Here is a 15,501-nt window from a genome sequence, read left to right on the forward strand (position 1 = left end):
GTGGAGTAAAAACTGTCACGCCATCATTTAATGGTATGGTGTTCTTAGTTGGGGTCTGATAAAGGCTTGTAAACCTTACCTGACTATATACCCATCAAACTCCAATATTTATCAAATTTTATGAAGGTGCTTTTATGAATGAAAAGGAATACGATTATCCTGCAAGCTATAGCCTGATTTCTATAACTGATCCAGACAGTTACATTAAATATGCTAGTGCGAACTTTAATGAAGTTGCAGGTTTCGATAATGATGAATTGCTAGGACAGCCTCATAAAATTGTACGTCATCCAGATATGCCATCACGAACATTTGATGATATGTGGACTCATCTAAAGGCTGGTAAACATTGGATGGGAATAGTTAAAAATAAAAGAAAAGATGGTGGTTACTATTGGGTTGATGCTTTTACCTCACCGGTACAATACAAAGATAAAACAATTGAATACCAATCCGTTAGGTTTAAACCAAAGCGGATGTATGTAAAGCGTGCGGAAAAAGCGTATGCAAAAATACGGCATAATACCCAGCCCTTACGCATGCTTTTGCCAAGAACTCGTTTGTGGATGCGTTCAGCACTGTTTATCATGATGTCCGCACTTATAAGCTATATATTGACGCAAAATAGCCAGTCGCCGTTATTAGGGATTGTTGTTACAGCAATATTATCTATTTTGGCAATTTATATTTTGACAAGACCACTCGAAAAATTGACCAAGCAATGTCGGCAAGATTTTAATAACCCACTTATGGAATATATCTATTGTGGTAGAGTCAATGATTTAACTGAGATTGAATTAGCATTAAAAATGCGGAAGCAATACGCTGATGCGTTGCTAGGGAGAATTAGTATCTCGGTGAAAGACGCTTGTGATGCAACAACTATTAATGCAGACCGTGCAGCTGAAAATAGTGATCGTATTACCCATAACTTGAGCGACCAGAAGATTGAAATAGACTCAGTTGCAACAGCAGTCAATGAAATGCAAGCTTCATCTTCAGAAATCTCCAGTAATGCTCAAGCTACTGCTGAAGTGACAATTAAAGCACAAAACACAATGACACAGAGCTGTGATGTGATCGGAGAAGTTAATCGTTCTGTGCTTGGTCTGGTGAAGGAGTTGGGGGATATTTCTGATGTCGTTATTCGATTAAATAATCAAACAGAACAAATTGGTACAGTGGTGCAGGTAATCAATGATATTGCTGAACAAACCAATCTTTTGGCTTTGAATGCAGCGATCGAAGCTGCTAGAGCTGGTGAACAAGGTAGAGGTTTTGCTGTGGTTGCTGATGAAGTGAGGACGTTAGCCAAAAGAACTCAAGAATCAACAACCGAAATAAAATCAGCGATCGAAAGTATTCAAATTGGAAGTCGTTCAACGGTGTCAGCCCTAGAAAAAGGGAATAATATGTCTTCAGGGACCGTAACGCTTTTAAGCACGGCTTTAGAAAGCATTCAAACACTAGAACAATTAGTTCAGGATGTTGTTGAAAGAAATCAACAAGTTGCAGTTGCTATAGAAGAGCAAGTTTATGTTACTGGTGAAATTAATCAAAATATTCAGATATTAAACCTTAAATATAATGAATCATATGATCTCATGACGGCAACGAACCGAATGAACTCGAGCGTTAAAGAAAGCACAAAAAACTTATCAGATATGATCAACAAGTTTACATCAAATCAGTAATCTTATAACACTTTAATTGAGAGTATTTCACCATTTGTTGGAGGCAGTTTTGGTTATCAATATGTTTAAGGTGATTCTATTCCATCATGATTCAATAGAATCGATGTGAAACTAATCTTTCAATGACATAGTCATAGTTTAAGAGGCCCATAAGGAAGAAGTGTGATTCATGACCAGAATCACACTCAGATTTTTACATGTTTTGGTAATTGGGGCCACCTCCACCCTCTGGCGCTTTCCAAGTGATATTTTGTGATGGATCCTTAATGTCACAAGTTTTACAGTGAATACAATTAGCTGCATTTATTTGAAATACCTTATCACCATCAACTGCAATGATTTCATAGACACCTGCAGGACAATAGCGCTGGCTTGGTTCATCAAATTCATCTAGGTGTTGGTGAAGTGGAAGAGATTGATCAGTCAGTTGTAAATGGCAGGGTTGATTCTCTTCATGTTGTGTTCCTGATAGAAAAACGGAAGAGGGTTTGTCAAAGCTGATAATTCCATCAGGTTTTGGATAAGCAATTGGTCGGCACTTTTGCTTTGATTTTAATTGTTGATGATCGAGCGTATGCTCTAGAACAGTCCAAGGGACAGAGCGATGAAACAAGGAGTGCCAGATATTGTGTTCAAATGTGGAAAGTGCTCCGCCAGCTAAACTACCAAATCTGTGTAAATTAGCGCCAAAATTACGAGTGTCGTACAGTTCTTTATACAGCCACGATGACTCAAATAGATACTGATAATCTGGCGTTGCACTCGATGAATCCCAAGCTTTAACTATGGCTTCAGCAGCAAGCAAACCGGATTTCATTGCTGTATGAGTCCCTTTTATTTTGGCGACATTTAACGTTCCAGCGTCACAGCCGACCAACATGCCACCGGGAAATTGCTGTTTTGGTAGCGATGATAAGCCTCCTTTAGCAATGGCTCTTGCGCCATAAGAGATGCGTTGTGCTCCCTGCAGGTGAATCTTGATGGCTGGGTGTTGTTTAAAGCGTTGAAACTCATCGAATGGACTCAAATAAGGGTTACTGTAATTTAAATCTACAATCAGACCAACAGCAACTTGGCGGTTTTCTAAGTGATACAGAAAACCTCCACCCGTAGTGTGACTTTCACTCAAAGGCCAACCTGCTGAGTGAAGGACATCACCAGGCTGAAAGTGATGATCTTCTGGTAATTCCCAGACCTCTTTTAATCCGAGAGCATAATGTTGTGGTTGCTTGTCTTTTGCTAAATCGAACTGTTGTATTAACTCTTTGCCTAAATGACCGCGGCAGCCTTCTGCAAAGATGGTGTAGCGAGCTCTTAATTCAATTCCGGCTTCGAAATTAGGTTTTTCGTGACCGCTTTTATCTAGCCCCATATCACTGGTATTGACTCCGATCACTCGTCCTGATGGATCATAATTTATGCTTGAAGCGGCGAAACCTGGATAGACTTCGACCCCTAAAGACTCAGCTTGCTGGCCAAGCCAACGGCAAAAATTGGCTAAGCTGATAACATAATTATCGCTGTTGTTATGCATTGGGTTTGGTGTAAGCCAAGAAGGGATAGAAAGACTATTGAGCTCATTAGTTAAATAAAGAAACTGGTCACTTTGAACCGAGGTTGAAATAGGAGCGCCCATATTCCGCCAGTCTGGAAAGAGTTCATCCAGCGCTTTTGTTTCCAAAATAGCACCTGAAACAATATGTGCACCGATCTCTGAACCTTTATCCACCACACAGATGGAGAGAGGGGATTCACGGTTTTGGTTTAACTGCGCTAATCTGCAAGCTGCGCTTAAACCCGAAGGGCCGGCACCTACAATGATAACGTCAAACTCCATGCATTCTCTATCCATGACTTGCTCCCTTAAATTCGATCTTTTTATAAGCCTAATTAAAAAAACTATAGTTGCAGTTGACGTAAACGTAAACTTTACTAAGCTGAAATAGTATCGACATGATTGGCGGACAATGATTTTTGGTGACGTTGTCACACTTTTGCTTTTAAAAGGTAATTAATCAACGCCTTTCAAATGATTACATCATGATAGATGTAGAGAATATGACGTAATTCATAGGGCATGAATCGATTTAAGATCGGCTAGGAGGGAATGTGAAAATATTAGTTGCGATAAAGCGCGTCATTGATCCTTACGTTAAAGTAAGAGTCAAATCTGATGGCTCGGGTGTAGAGAGTAACAATGTCAAAATGACGATGAACCCTTTTTGTGAAATAGCCGTTGAAGAAGCCGTTCGATTAAAAGAATCAGGTGTCGCTGACGAAGTCGTCGTAGTATCAATAGGTGATAAGAGTTGTCAAGAGCAGTTAAGAACGGCGCTTGCTTTAGGTAGTGATCGTGCGATTCACATTGACGTTGAAATGCCACCAGAGCCATTAGTTGTAGCAAAACTGCTAAAAAGTGTTATGGAACAAGAGCAGGCACAGCTCGTCTTGCTTGGTAAACAATCCATCGACACTGATAACAATCAAGTGGCGCAAATGTTGGCTGCTCTTACACAACGTCCACAAGGAACGTTTGCGTCAGAAGTCAAAATCGAAGGGGATATGGCGATTGTTACTAGGGAAATCGATGGCGGCTTAGAGACATTAAAACTCACATTACCCGCTATCATTAGTACTGATTTGCGTTTAAATGAACCACGTTATGCATCTTTACCCAACATTATGAAAGCAAAGAAAAAACCATTGGAAGTCTTGACTCCGGATATGTTTGGTATCAGCGTTTCAAATACGCAACACGTTTTGGAAGTGATGGCTCCACCTGCTCGTAAAGCAGGTATTATGGTGAATGACGTCAATGAACTGATTGAAAAGCTCAAAACTGAAGCGAAAGTGATATAAAAGGAACATTATTATGCACAGCAAGCCAAATGCAACCTTGGTTATTGTCGAACACGATAATCAATCACTTTCGGCAGATACGTTAAAAGTTATTAATGCAGCCTCATATCTTACTCTCAATGATTCTTCATTACCTGTCACCGCTTTAGTTGTCGGATTTCAGTGTCAATCAGTTATAGAGCAACTGCAGTGTGTCGAAGGCGTTGATCAAATCTTATCTATTGATTCTGATGTGTACCAGCATAGATTAGCAGAAAATACTTCAGCATTGATTGCTGAAATGGCATCGGAGTACTCTCATCTTTTAGCACCTGCCTCTACCTTTGGGAAAAACCTGATGCCACGTGTGGCGGCATTATTAGATGTGGGACAGCTCTCAGACGTTACAGCGATAGAGTCTTTGGACACCGTTATAAGGCCTATTTATGCCGGTAATGCACTCGCCAGAGTTCGCTCCGATGATGCGACAAAATTGATGACAATTCGCTCAACGGCATTTGATTCAGCGACCGTATCTCCAAGCCCAGTGGTTGAAAAAGTTGTTAAGTTAGAAACCGTGATTGCTTCGCAATGCAGTGAGTTTGTTGGACAACAGAAGATGGAAACCGAAAGACCCGATCTACCTGCTGCCAGTGTGGTTGTTTCTGGAGGAAGAGGACTAGGTAGTAAAGACAACTTTGTAATGATCGAGCAATTGGCAGACAAACTTGGTGCCGCGATTGGTGCATCTAGAGCTGCAGTTGATGCAGGCTTTGTCTCTAATGATCTTCAAGTTGGGCAAACAGGAAAAATTGTTGCCCCACAACTTTATATTGCAATCGGTATTTCTGGAGCGATTCAGCATTTAGCGGGCATGAAAGAGTCTAAAGTGATTGTCGCGATCAATAGCGATCCGGAAGCACCGATCTTTCAAGTTGCAGACTATGGGTTGGTTGGTGATTTATTTGAGGTAGTACCTGAGCTAATACAAAAGGTCACCGACTAGGTCGTTTCGCTTAGAAGCGGTTTGACTTAAACGCTGTTTAACGAAAAGAGCCTAACAGAAATGTTAGGCTCTTTGTTGAGCATTACAACAGTGAGTTAACCCACTTTATTCCACACTGGCTCTGCTTAAGTGCTCAGCTAAACATCGAGTAAATCGAGCGGCTTCACCACCCGTACAAGCCCGATGATCAAATGTTACAGAGAGGGGCATTGCTTTTACACCGACCGCTTTCCCTTTTCTCAACACGACTTTTTCGATAATTCGACCAGCACCTACAATCGCAACTTGTGGAGGAGTGACAACAGGGGTCGCATAGATACCGGCGATAGAGCCAAAGTTCGATAAGGTAATAGTGGCATGTTGCAGTTGTTCACGACCAATCTTTCTGTCACGGATCCCTTCAACCGTTTGATCTAGCCAACGACGAACATCTTTTGGCTCATATTCATCGGCATGACGAAGTACGGGAACATAAAGTCCATGGCGACTGTCGACGGCTACGCCAATATTAACGGTTGTATGCACGCACCGAGTCATGGTTTCAGCATCGAACCATGCATTCATTGCGGGTTCTTCCTTACATGCATAAACCAAGGCTTGAATTAAGCGGATGCTAATATCCTCGCCTTTTTCCCAGTTTTCCAGCAGGGCTTCCTCTGTGATAGTAACCGACGCAACGTTGTGATGTGACTCCGCCATGGTCGAAACCATCGTTCTGCGAGCCCCTTTTAATACTTCGGTACCTGGACGCTGTTTTCCGGCTTCATCGTAAATATCAGCATCAACAACCAAGCCATTAGGACCCGATCCTTTCACTTCTTTAATATCAACACCAAGCTTATTAGCGAGTAAGCGCGCAGAAGGAAGAGCAGTAATAAACTCATTACTGGAAGTGTTGTGCTCGCCACCAATCCAGAAATCATCAACATTAACACTGTGTGCACGTTGAGAAACATTACCCACTACGGTTGCTGCGTCAGCGGTTTGTTTTTTCTCTACAGGTGCTTGAGTTGCGCCCAACTCATCGATTTCAAGTAGGAGGGCACCAATATTAACCACGTCACCTTCTTCCCCGTGACGACTCACAATTGTGCCACTATAGGGGGCTGGTACATCAACGGTTGCCTTAGCGGTTTCCACAGTCAGTACAATTTGATCCAGCTCGACAGTATCACCGACAGAGATATGCCATTTTACTATTTCAGATTCTGCCAGTCCTTCGCCAAGGTCAGGTAAGTTAAAGGTCTTCATTTCCAATTCTCCATGAGTTCACGAGCCGCAAGGGTAATGTCTTCTTTTTGGATCATGTAATAATCTTCATTTCGATAGTAAGGCATGATTGTGTCCATACCTGTAACGCGTTTAGGCGGGGCTTTTAGTAGGCACATTGCATGCTCTGAAGTACGAGCGATGATCTCTGCACCTACACCACATGTTTTGCTGGCTTCATGAACAACGAGAAGTCGTCCTGTCTTTTCGAGAGAATTGAGAATAGTTGCCATATCAATCGGTTTGATACTGGCTAAGTCAATGACTTCAACTTCAATGCCTTGCTCTGATAGCGACTGGGCTGCTTGAAGCGATTCGACCACACAAGCCCCCCAAGTTACCAGTGTGATATCGCGCCCTTTGCGAAGCGTAAAGCATGTATCAAGAGGTAATGCTTCACCGTTATCAATCACCTCGGACTTTACCGTTCGGTAAATTCGTTTCGGCTCAAAGAACATTACAGGATCGTTACTGCGAATGGAGGCCAATAACAGCCCATAAGCACGTTGTGGAGAAGATGGAATAACCACTTTGAAGCCTGCAGTGTGGGCAAAAAGAGCTTCAACACTTTCAGAGTGATGCTCTGGTGCATGAATCCCTCCGCCAAATGGAGCACGAAATACAGCCGGACAGGTTAATCGACCTCGAGTTCGATTACGCATTCTCGCGGCATGACACATCAAGTGTTCAAGCGCGGGAAATACGAAGCCTTGAAACTGAAATTCTGCCACGGGCCTTAGACCTTGTGTCGCCATACCTACCGCAACACCACCAATGAGAGCTTCTGCTAATGGTGTATCCATGACGCGCCGCAAACCGAATTTTTGTTTTAGCCCTACTGTAGCGCGGAAAACGCCTCCATTATCACCAACGTCTTCACCGAGTACAATCACATCTCGATTACGTTCCATCTCATGGTGCAAAGCAAGGTTAACTGCTTCGACTAAAGTGATTTCAGCCATGTTTGCCTCCTTGCATACGCATTGCTTTGTTAATTAATTCATCTCTTTGAGCATGGAGCTCTTGAGGAAGGGATTCATAGAGGAAGTCAAAGCCTGTTTCCGGTGCTTGGTTAGGCATATTCAAGTAACGCTCTACGCTGAATTCAACCAACTTTTTGCAGTGCTCGGCCCAATTTTTTTCTTGTGCTTCGTCCCATCTCCCTTGCTGGACTAAAAAAGTTTTAAGGCGTTTAACTGGCTCATATTTCCAAGCGGTTTCTACTTCATCATTGTCACGATAACGTGTTGCATCATCTGCTGTGGTATGGTCACTTAAACGATAGCTAACGGCCTCAATCAGTGTGGCACCTTTCCCTTTGCGTGCACGATCTAAGGAAGTGAAAACAGCATCATAAACAGCGACGACATCATTACCGTCAACGGTAATTCCTGGTATACCAGCGCCATGGGCTTTTTTTGATAAGAAATCTGCGGCACATTGAAGGTCGCGTGGTACGGAAATTGCCCATTGGTTATTGTTTACGACGAAAACGAGTGGAATATTCCAAGCGCCTGCACAGTTTATTGATTCAAGGAAATCACCTTTGGATGTACCACCATCTCCACACATGACTAAAGCAGCATCATGATTACCTTGAATTTTAAGCGCAGAGGCAACGCCAACAGCATGTGTACACTGCGTTGCAATGGGCACGCAAAGGGGGAGATCACGACTTGGGAAAGGGCTGTCCTCAGGTGAAAAATCACTGCCACGTTCATCTCCCCCCCAATATTGTAAGTTCTTTTCCATTCCTATCCCTCGGCACCACATGGCTGGCATATCGCGATAGTAGGGGATGAAAACATCGCTCATTTTCATCGCGCGACCAACACCGATTCCAATGGCTTCTGAACCGAGGTGTGATGGATAAGTGCCTAATTTACCCGTCCGTTGCAACGCAACTGCTTTATTATCGTAAGTACGAGCCAATACCATGTCCCGGTAAAAGCCAACTAAAGTTTGCAAATCAGCCCAGTTGGGTAATTGGCTGACTAGGTTCCCATCATGACCGATAAATCGATGCATAGGTAATGCCTGAATACTCATCTCAAGCTCCTTTGGAGAGCCGCATATCTTTAAGATTGCAGCTACTTATCATTAAACAATAGCCTATCGAGTAGTAAGGCTTTGTAGAGGTGCAGAGGCTAACTTCAAATTTCACTGTTGTTGCCGTAGCACGGTTTTTATCAAGCATGGCCAAAACAAAACAGTGTGCTGAAATATTGAATCTGGCTAATGGTTATTGCTAATTAACGGACTCAATTTAGCGATGAATTTTGAAATAACCCACCAAGTAAGTGTAAACAAAATGTTAAGTTTTGTTTGGTGGTGAAACGTGTTTTTATTGTGCTATGAGTTATTAGAGGGGGCTTTTAGTATAAAGCTCTGAATTTATAAAGAGCGAAAATTAGAAGTTGAACTGAATCACTAGTATTTAAATAAAATTCGCAACAAAATTACGTTGTGAAATTTTACAAAATATAGCGGAATGACGTAGGAAAAACAGGAGGAGTAGAGGCTATTGTCGGTAGCCCTTGATTTAGTATGGCTTTTACCGCTGAGTTGTAAAGAAACATAGCTGCTATTCTTAAAGAGCGATACGGAAGTCTCTCCTATGGAGGTATCATGCTATTTATTTTATTGGCTTTTTTGGTTTTTGGTATTTTCTGGCTATTGTTTCATAATCGGCCTGGGAAGCTTGTTTGTCGTACAAAACCTATTGATCATATGAAACCAGATCACCACGCAAAGTTAACTTATCACACTCAATCAAGTCATCATATGACGTCTCGTGACACGGTAACAAACAGCTCAACAAACAAAGTTACACAGACTAGGGCGATAAATCATAAAGGTATCAAGAAAGTCGATGCACGATACTGGCTACGAACATGTTCACAAATTTATCAACCCTATTGTTTGCGAACGACCTTTTTTGCCATTGCTTATTTCAGCAATTTTATTGCCTCAGCTAATGCTCTTTATCTTGCGTCATACTCTGAGCAAAAAATGTATTTGCTTTTGAGTCGTACGGGTCAATCTTTTGTGATTGATCGCTACACTTTAGGGCTCTGGTCAGGGTTTATTGCCCTAGTAAGCTTCGTTATTACATGGCATTTTTCTGTCTACTGTGCTGGTAAGTTAGGGAAATACCTACATCGAATTATCTCGATAAATTATCAGCGATTTTCTGCTTTGTGCTTGGGGTTTTGCTGCAGTTTTTCATACTTATTGTTAATCAGTATATTTTGGTTGTTTCGCGATGATTACTCTATTTGGCATGGACTCAGTTTAACCCCGTTCTTTTTTATACTCACTATTCCAATGCTTTGGGCGATACCTTTACCAAGGACATCGATTTCAAAACATGAATAGTGGCATCGACTGAACAATCAAGCTTCTCTAGAGGTGGGTCTATTCAGTCGCAAATTGAATAATTTTTGCAATGTTCTGACCATCAATGACAACACCTTCAACTTTGACATTTGCCCCATCTAAATCGGATTCTTGAATATTTTCTAGCCGGGTATTTTTGTTGATATGTACAGTTTTAGTCTGGAAGTCAGGAACATGTTCCGCTTGGCAAGAAAGAACAAAGTTGTGGTCTTGTGCATCATAACTGTTGATCAAACCAGAGCACCCAAATTTCTCAACTCTATCAGGGTATGCCTCATTATTTTCGTTTGCAAAGGTACTAAAAGCGAACAGAGTCGTGGTGATAAGCAGTAGAGCTGGGTTCATTTTGTGCATGTTGGTTACTCGATGTAAAGTTCATTGTTAGTTAATTTGTAAAACAGATGACCATCAATATGCTTATTTAGAGCGAGGCTAATAAGCTGAAAACGGCACTTTGAGGTCACCTAGTTTTCGTTTATTTATGCACTAAAGGATAGAAGCTCTAGATGTTTAAAGGAGAGATAAAGTTCACACTTGAAGTTCAATTTATTAGTAATTTTGTATCTAATGAAAATTGCGCTTTGGTTCGATAATAAAGAGTAAAAATGCCCCTCAAAATAAAGAAAGGGGCATTGCTTGCTATCCAACCTCGCTGTTAGCGAATTATTGTACGCCAAATTTACTGCTATTTAATTCGACTTTAGCTGCCTTTATACGACTGTCTGCTAAAAGTTGATCATGAAGCGTAAGTAGGTTTTGTTCTTCTGCGGCACTAAAAACCGCAGATTCGCCATGAGCATAAACTAACTCAAGCTTTAAGGCATTTGCTACGCTTCTTGCATCTACCGGATTATTCACTGTAACGAACACTAACCCTGTTGCAGTAGAAACTCGGCTCAAAGCATGTTTAATGACTTGATCACCGCTATTTAAGGTCAGCTTATTTACGTCTCGACTTCTAGGGGAGGTGATTTTTTTCCGGTATGTTTGTCCGTTAATCTCAATGGTATCAGAAGCAATGAAAAAATCAGGCGCAGGTTGTTGTGGCAAAGGTGCCTGCGCAAATGCGTGATTGATGACAAAACTTAAACCGATTAATAATGAAAAGATAATAGCTTTCATTGAATTGCTCCTTAATGACCGAAAATGCGCATAGACCATTCTTTAAGTACACCGGGGGTCGTATTATTGTTCATAGGTAATTGATAGATCGCTTGAGCATTAAAATAGGCGATGACAGAGAAGATTTCCTCTCCGTTAGTATCAATTGCCCGTAGAGTCCAATTACCCTTGGCATTTTCTCCGTAGAACTGGTTCGACAGCATTAATTGGTGTTTATATCCGAGTAGGTTTGTATCTAGCGCTTGAGCAACCAAACCATTTCTTGGGGTTTGCAAAACGGAACGGGTACCTGAGGGAGAAATCAATTCTATGGCTAAATCAGGTAATCGGGCATGTTCTAGTGTGAGTTTAACCTGAACAGACTCTACGGTGAGATCCTCTGTCACATTAATTGAAGATGAACCACCCGTCAGGCTAGCATCAGGAATCAGCGTATTAGATGTTTTACTGATCCAAGGCGTTATGATCTGTGGTGGTAAGACGTTGTTGGTCATGCGAGCTCTTTTCATGGCAGCATCAAGATTGACTGCCCCAAAACCATAAAAAGTGTGGAAAGGGACACCAGCAGCGTTAGTTTGCCATGGAGAGATGGCTTCATACTGAACGGGTTTTCCTTGCTGATTGGTGAACTGGAGGTAAACGCCAGGATGAGTACTGTCTGTCATACTTGCTGTTTCTGCAAGCAAAGCACGGACATCACGAGCACTCAGTGCGTGGTTTGTGGACATGATGGCGGCGATTACTCCGGAAGTATTAGGTGCGGCAGATGATGTCCCATTCATTGTGCTTGTATAATTGCAGTTTGGGTCTTGTTCTGTGCCACCATGAAGGTCGTTCGAGCCAAGACCAGCGGTTGTATTTTGACCCGCATCGCATCCCATGAGATCCGTTGTGACCATAGCTGGAAAATCTTGTCCAAATTCACCTGCTGGAGCCGCTACCCAGACATTGCTACCAACAGAGGAATAGCTAGCGAGTTTACCATCTGCTTTTAAGGCGCTCGTCACAAGGTTATAATAATTGCTGTTATCATAAGATTGTCCAGAATTATGCATCGGTAAGCCATCGTTATTACCTCCCGCAAAAAAATTGCCCGGCAGCACAAAAAAACGGCCGTTATTGAAATAGCGATATCCATTTCCTGCAGACTTAACAAAAATGGCTCCTCGCCCCCAAGCATTATTGTTACTGATGTCTCTCAGTACATCCATTTCAAGCTTTAATTGTGGGTCACTCTCATCAAATGGAATGGGGTCAATAGGGCTAAACCCATAACTTTGGTTGAAAACTCTTACATCTTGAGTTGATGGGGCTGCGCCATGAGAAATGAGCCAACCTTCAAAGGTTTGGTTAGATAACCAGTTAAAGCCAATCAGTGAAGAACGAGATGCCACTCCTCTCACACCTTCACCATTATTGCCTACAGCGCTAATTAAACCAGCAACCGCGGTTCCGTGGCCATGAGTATCCACAGGGTAATCATCAGGATATTGCGAATCATCGATAAAATTACGACTGCCTGTTACGACATTGTAAGCCAAATCAGGGTGGTCAATTTGAACGCCAGTATCGATAACGGCAACTTTAACACCAACACCCGCAATTCCCATAGCATGACTTAATTTTGTATTTAAATCATTACCAGCAACACCTGGATTATCAGCAAAAGCCGTTTGTCCAGTATTATTGAGATGCCACTGTTCAGGATAAAGAGGATCATTTGCTATGACTGCATGGGATAATCCAAGCAAAGCCGTCGCAGTGAAAAGTCGGTAAAAAGTTATTTTCATGTGTGACCTCGTGTCTTGTATGAAGTGAATCCCCGGTTTTGGGTAGTTTGGGGCTTAGACCTGCTTACTAATCCTTTAAACAGGTAACAACAAAGCTAACGGGTTACACAAAAAACAAAAACCATCGATAAGAGGTTTTCGTTATTTTTTCGACGAGTGACATTATTTTGACGGTTTTAACTTGATAGAAGATGAAACGCTAGATAACAGTTTGGATACTAAGTATCATAAATCGCAGGAATGACAAAATTATCTCCTGCGATATGGAAGTTATTAATGAATTAATTAGCGGGTTGTATTGCAATAAGGGGTCTTAAAGGCGCTTTTTTTTCAACAGGGATGAGCCTTTCAATTATTCTTTCAACATAGAGTTTGTTGTATTCTTTGTCGCAAAGACTTTTATGCAAACCACGTCGATTGAATTCTGCGCCGACAGAGACCTTAGATTGATTACTTGGTCGTTTGTAATAGAGAACTTCACACAATTCCATGTTACTCATTTTTTGAGCGTAAGTATTCACGCTGCTACTTCTCAAACCAACCTGGGAAGCTTGATGATTACTACATGCTGATAAAAATAGTGGTATTAAAAAGGTAAGAATGCATGTTTTTTTCATAATTTATTCATTTTTTATTTATGGGCCTAAACTGACTTTAGCTTAATTATGAAGCTGCGCGGCTTCATAAAGTTATGACAACGTTGCTATTCTCGTTTTTAGGAAGAGTAAGTCAACCACTATATTCTTATTTTAAGTGATCGGTTCTTAAAAGAACCAGGAGGCACCCAAGCACAATAAAAAATGCTTGGGTGTCCAGTTAGTCTAGAAGTTGGAAAAGAAGAGCACTAACTGCAACCATACCAGTAATAAAAACAAAAATGGTTGAGACATGGTATCGAAATTTGTGTAGTGACTTGACTTTAAAGACCGCGATCATAGGCATTATGAATAGAATCATAGCGATAATAGGGCCAGATAAAGCTTCCATCATATTTAAAATACTCGGATCAATAATTGCGACGCACCAAATTGATAGGAAAAGAAAAACATTGATACTTTTGCTAATTGCTGATGAAGGGAGCGAAGTGTGTTTGGCTAATAAGCCATTTAGGCTCTCGCGGGCACCTAAAAAATGGCCTAAGAAAGAAGAGGTAATAGCAACGAACGCAACAAGCGGACCAAGTAAGGCAATGAAAGGTTGACCGTTAGCATTTGCAAGGTATGAAAGAATTGATAAGTTTTGAGTCTTTGCTTGTGATAACTGCTCTGGAGACAAGCTAAGCGTGCATGAGAACACGAAGAAGAGAACAAATACAACCAACATGATATTGGTATAACGAAGGATTTGTTCAGACTTTTGGTGGGCTTGTTTACCGTAATGTCGGCGTTGGACATTAGCAAAACTTGAAATGGCAGCAGCATGGCTAAAAGAAAATATCACTACGGGTATTGCTAGCCAAGTCGTCTTTAAAAATGTTCCTGTTTCTGGAAAAGCCAAATTAGGTATAGACCAGTGTGGAATTAAATATAAAGAGATGAGTGCCAAAACGAGAACGAGTGGGTAAACCATAAGAGCGAAAACCCGTAACATCACTTTTTCTCCAGCCATCATAATTGCAATCAAGCTAAAAACGAGTGTCCCTGAAAGTATCGGTCTAGGTATTGAGCTCATATCTGCTTGATTAACTAAAAAGCTATCAACAGTATTAGTAATCGCAACACCATAGATCAATAAAATTGGGAAAATAGACAAAAAGTACAATAAAGAGATTAATATGCCGGCCTTTGTCCCAAAATGTTCCTTTACTACATCAGTGAAGTCGGCACTTTCATTACTAGAAGACAAAACAAAGCGATTGAGTCCCCTATGAGATAAGAATGCCATTGGAAACGCTAAAGCGGCCATTAAAACTAGAGGCCAAAATCCACCTACACCAAGATTAATCGGCAAAAATAAGATTCCGGCACCAACGGCAGTCCCAAATAAACTTAATGTCCAGCGAGTATCGTGTTTTGACCAGTTAGACTTTGTCGTCTGTTCACTAATATTTAACGTTTCTTTAGATTCATTCACTCAAAACAAGCCTTTATATAAATAATAATATCGAGAATCTTATAGGCTTTGAATAGATTTATCATCTTTATGCATTAGCACCTTATACTAAACTGATTTTATAGAATGGTCATTATCACTATTATTTCTTAATAAGATGGTTTTAACTTCCAATTTACAGCCAATGTTAGGTTTATAAGTTTGAAATTTTACATCTTTTTAGTTTTGTTACTTTAAGCCCATTCTAGACAATGAAGCATGTTAAAAAAGTGATCTTAGTGCCCAGTTGCACATTTTTATCTATAGTTATTAATGTGATAGTAAAGTAGCA

13 protein-coding genes are annotated in these 15,501 nt (G+C 41.1%); 4 read left to right on the forward strand and 9 right to left on the reverse strand.

The window, feature by feature from the left end; genetic code table 11:
- Positions 1-134 precede the first annotated feature (134 nt).
- Positions 135-1,694 carry a methyl-accepting chemotaxis protein gene (locus VSA01S_RS05505; RefSeq protein WP_039982067.1) on the forward strand — a complete coding sequence of 520 codons (1,560 nt, stop codon included), beginning with the start codon at positions 135-137 and terminating at the stop codon, positions 1,692-1,694.
- Between the two features lie 193 nt (positions 1,695-1,887).
- Here VSA01S_RS05505 and VSA01S_RS05510 read toward each other — a convergent pair whose 3' ends face one another.
- Positions 1,888-3,546, reverse strand: a complete 1,659-nt coding sequence (locus VSA01S_RS05510; protein ID WP_083932276.1) for an electron transfer flavoprotein-ubiquinone oxidoreductase — start codon at positions 3,544-3,546, stop codon at positions 1,888-1,890.
- A gap of 257 nt (positions 3,547-3,803) precedes the next feature.
- Between VSA01S_RS05510 and VSA01S_RS05515 the strand changes: the two genes are divergently transcribed.
- Both VSA01S_RS05515 and VSA01S_RS05520 read left to right on the forward strand, forming a co-directional pair.
- Positions 3,804-4,553, forward strand: coding sequence for an electron transfer flavoprotein subunit beta/FixA family protein (locus VSA01S_RS05515; protein WP_039982063.1), 750 nt, complete (start codon positions 3,804-3,806; stop codon positions 4,551-4,553).
- Positions 4,554-4,566: 13 nt separating this feature from the next.
- Positions 4,567-5,538: an electron transfer flavoprotein subunit alpha/FixB family protein gene (locus tag VSA01S_RS05520; protein ID WP_039982062.1), complete on the forward strand. Its 972-nt coding sequence runs from the start codon at positions 4,567-4,569 to the stop codon at positions 5,536-5,538.
- Positions 5,539-5,643: 105 nt separating this feature from the next.
- Here the strand turns inward: VSA01S_RS05520 and VSA01S_RS05525 are convergent, their stop codons facing one another.
- Genes VSA01S_RS05525 through pdhA form a run of 3 tightly spaced genes read right to left on the reverse strand, consistent with a single transcriptional unit; the run spans position 5,644 to position 8,856 of the window.
- Positions 5,644-6,789 carry a dihydrolipoamide acetyltransferase family protein gene (locus VSA01S_RS05525; protein ID WP_039982061.1) on the reverse strand — a complete coding sequence of 382 codons (1,146 nt, stop codon included), beginning with the start codon at positions 6,787-6,789 and terminating at the stop codon, positions 5,644-5,646.
- Positions 6,786-7,769, reverse strand: a complete 984-nt coding sequence (locus tag VSA01S_RS05530) for an alpha-ketoacid dehydrogenase subunit beta (protein ID WP_021710487.1) — start codon at positions 7,767-7,769, stop codon at positions 6,786-6,788. The genes VSA01S_RS05525 and VSA01S_RS05530 overlap by 4 nt, the downstream gene beginning before the upstream one ends.
- The gene (pdhA, locus tag VSA01S_RS05535; protein WP_039982058.1) at positions 7,762-8,856 is read right to left on the reverse strand and encodes a pyruvate dehydrogenase (acetyl-transferring) E1 component subunit alpha; all 1,095 of its coding nucleotides are present in this window, start codon (positions 8,854-8,856) and stop codon (positions 7,762-7,764) included. Before pdhA ends, VSA01S_RS05530 begins: the two co-directional genes overlap by 8 nt.
- 579 nt (positions 8,857-9,435) lie before the next feature.
- On the opposite strand from pdhA, the gene VSA01S_RS05540 reads away from it, so the two are divergent.
- On the forward strand, positions 9,436-10,185 hold the full coding sequence (locus tag VSA01S_RS05540) for a hypothetical protein (protein ID WP_039982056.1): 750 nt from the start codon (positions 9,436-9,438) through the stop codon (positions 10,183-10,185).
- A 39-nt stretch (positions 10,186-10,224) separates the two neighbouring features.
- Here VSA01S_RS05540 and VSA01S_RS05545 read toward each other — a convergent pair whose 3' ends face one another.
- The 5 genes from VSA01S_RS05545 to VSA01S_RS05565 form a co-directional block, all read right to left on the reverse strand.
- Positions 10,225-10,560, reverse strand: a complete 336-nt coding sequence (locus tag VSA01S_RS05545; RefSeq protein WP_039982055.1) for a hypothetical protein — start codon at positions 10,558-10,560, stop codon at positions 10,225-10,227.
- A gap of 309 nt (positions 10,561-10,869) precedes the next feature.
- Positions 10,870-11,328 carry a serine protease external chaperone gene (locus VSA01S_RS05550; protein WP_039982053.1) on the reverse strand — a complete coding sequence of 153 codons (459 nt, stop codon included), beginning with the start codon at positions 11,326-11,328 and terminating at the stop codon, positions 10,870-10,872.
- Between the two features lie 11 nt (positions 11,329-11,339).
- Positions 11,340-13,118, reverse strand: coding sequence for a S8 family peptidase (locus tag VSA01S_RS05555; protein ID WP_039982051.1), 1,779 nt, complete (start codon positions 13,116-13,118; stop codon positions 11,340-11,342).
- A 281-nt stretch (positions 13,119-13,399) separates the two neighbouring features.
- Positions 13,400-13,735 carry a hypothetical protein gene (locus VSA01S_RS05560; RefSeq protein ID WP_039982049.1) on the reverse strand — a complete coding sequence of 112 codons (336 nt, stop codon included), beginning with the start codon at positions 13,733-13,735 and terminating at the stop codon, positions 13,400-13,402.
- Between the two features lie 199 nt (positions 13,736-13,934).
- Positions 13,935-15,191 carry an aromatic amino acid transport family protein gene (locus VSA01S_RS05565; RefSeq protein ID WP_039982048.1) on the reverse strand — a complete coding sequence of 419 codons (1,257 nt, stop codon included), beginning with the start codon at positions 15,189-15,191 and terminating at the stop codon, positions 13,935-13,937.
- Between the last annotated feature and the right edge of the window lie 310 nt (positions 15,192-15,501).

The organism is Vibrio sagamiensis NBRC 104589, from assembly GCF_007990935.1.
GTDB lineage: Bacteria > Pseudomonadota > Gammaproteobacteria > Enterobacterales > Vibrionaceae > Vibrio > Vibrio sagamiensis.

Bases quoted from the DNA above. Each gene is read 5' to 3' on its own strand.
- VSA01S_RS05505 (WP_039982067.1), top strand. From the start codon at position 135: ATGAATGAAAAGGAATACGATTATCCTGCAAGCTATAGCCTGATTTCT.
- VSA01S_RS05510 (WP_083932276.1), bottom strand. From the start codon at position 3,546: ATGGATAGAGAATGCATGGAGTTTGACGTTATCATTGTAGGTGCCGGC.
- VSA01S_RS05520 (WP_039982062.1), top strand. From the start codon at position 4,567: ATGCACAGCAAGCCAAATGCAACCTTGGTTATTGTCGAACACGATAAT.
- VSA01S_RS05525 (WP_039982061.1), bottom strand. From the start codon at position 6,789: ATGAAGACCTTTAACTTACCTGACCTTGGCGAAGGACTGGCAGAATCT.
- VSA01S_RS05530 (WP_021710487.1), bottom strand. From the start codon at position 7,769: ATGGCTGAAATCACTTTAGTCGAAGCAGTTAACCTTGCTTTGCACCAT.
- pdhA (WP_039982058.1), bottom strand. From the start codon at position 8,856: ATGAGTATTCAGGCATTACCTATGCATCGATTTATCGGTCATGATGGG.
- VSA01S_RS05540 (WP_039982056.1), top strand. From the start codon at position 9,436: ATGCTATTTATTTTATTGGCTTTTTTGGTTTTTGGTATTTTCTGGCTA.
- VSA01S_RS05545 (WP_039982055.1), bottom strand. From the start codon at position 10,560: ATGCACAAAATGAACCCAGCTCTACTGCTTATCACCACGACTCTGTTC.
- VSA01S_RS05550 (WP_039982053.1), bottom strand. From the start codon at position 11,328: ATGAAAGCTATTATCTTTTCATTATTAATCGGTTTAAGTTTTGTCATC.
- VSA01S_RS05555 (WP_039982051.1), bottom strand. From the start codon at position 13,118: ATGAAAATAACTTTTTACCGACTTTTCACTGCGACGGCTTTGCTTGGA.
- VSA01S_RS05560 (WP_039982049.1), bottom strand. From the start codon at position 13,735: ATGAAAAAAACATGCATTCTTACCTTTTTAATACCACTATTTTTATCA.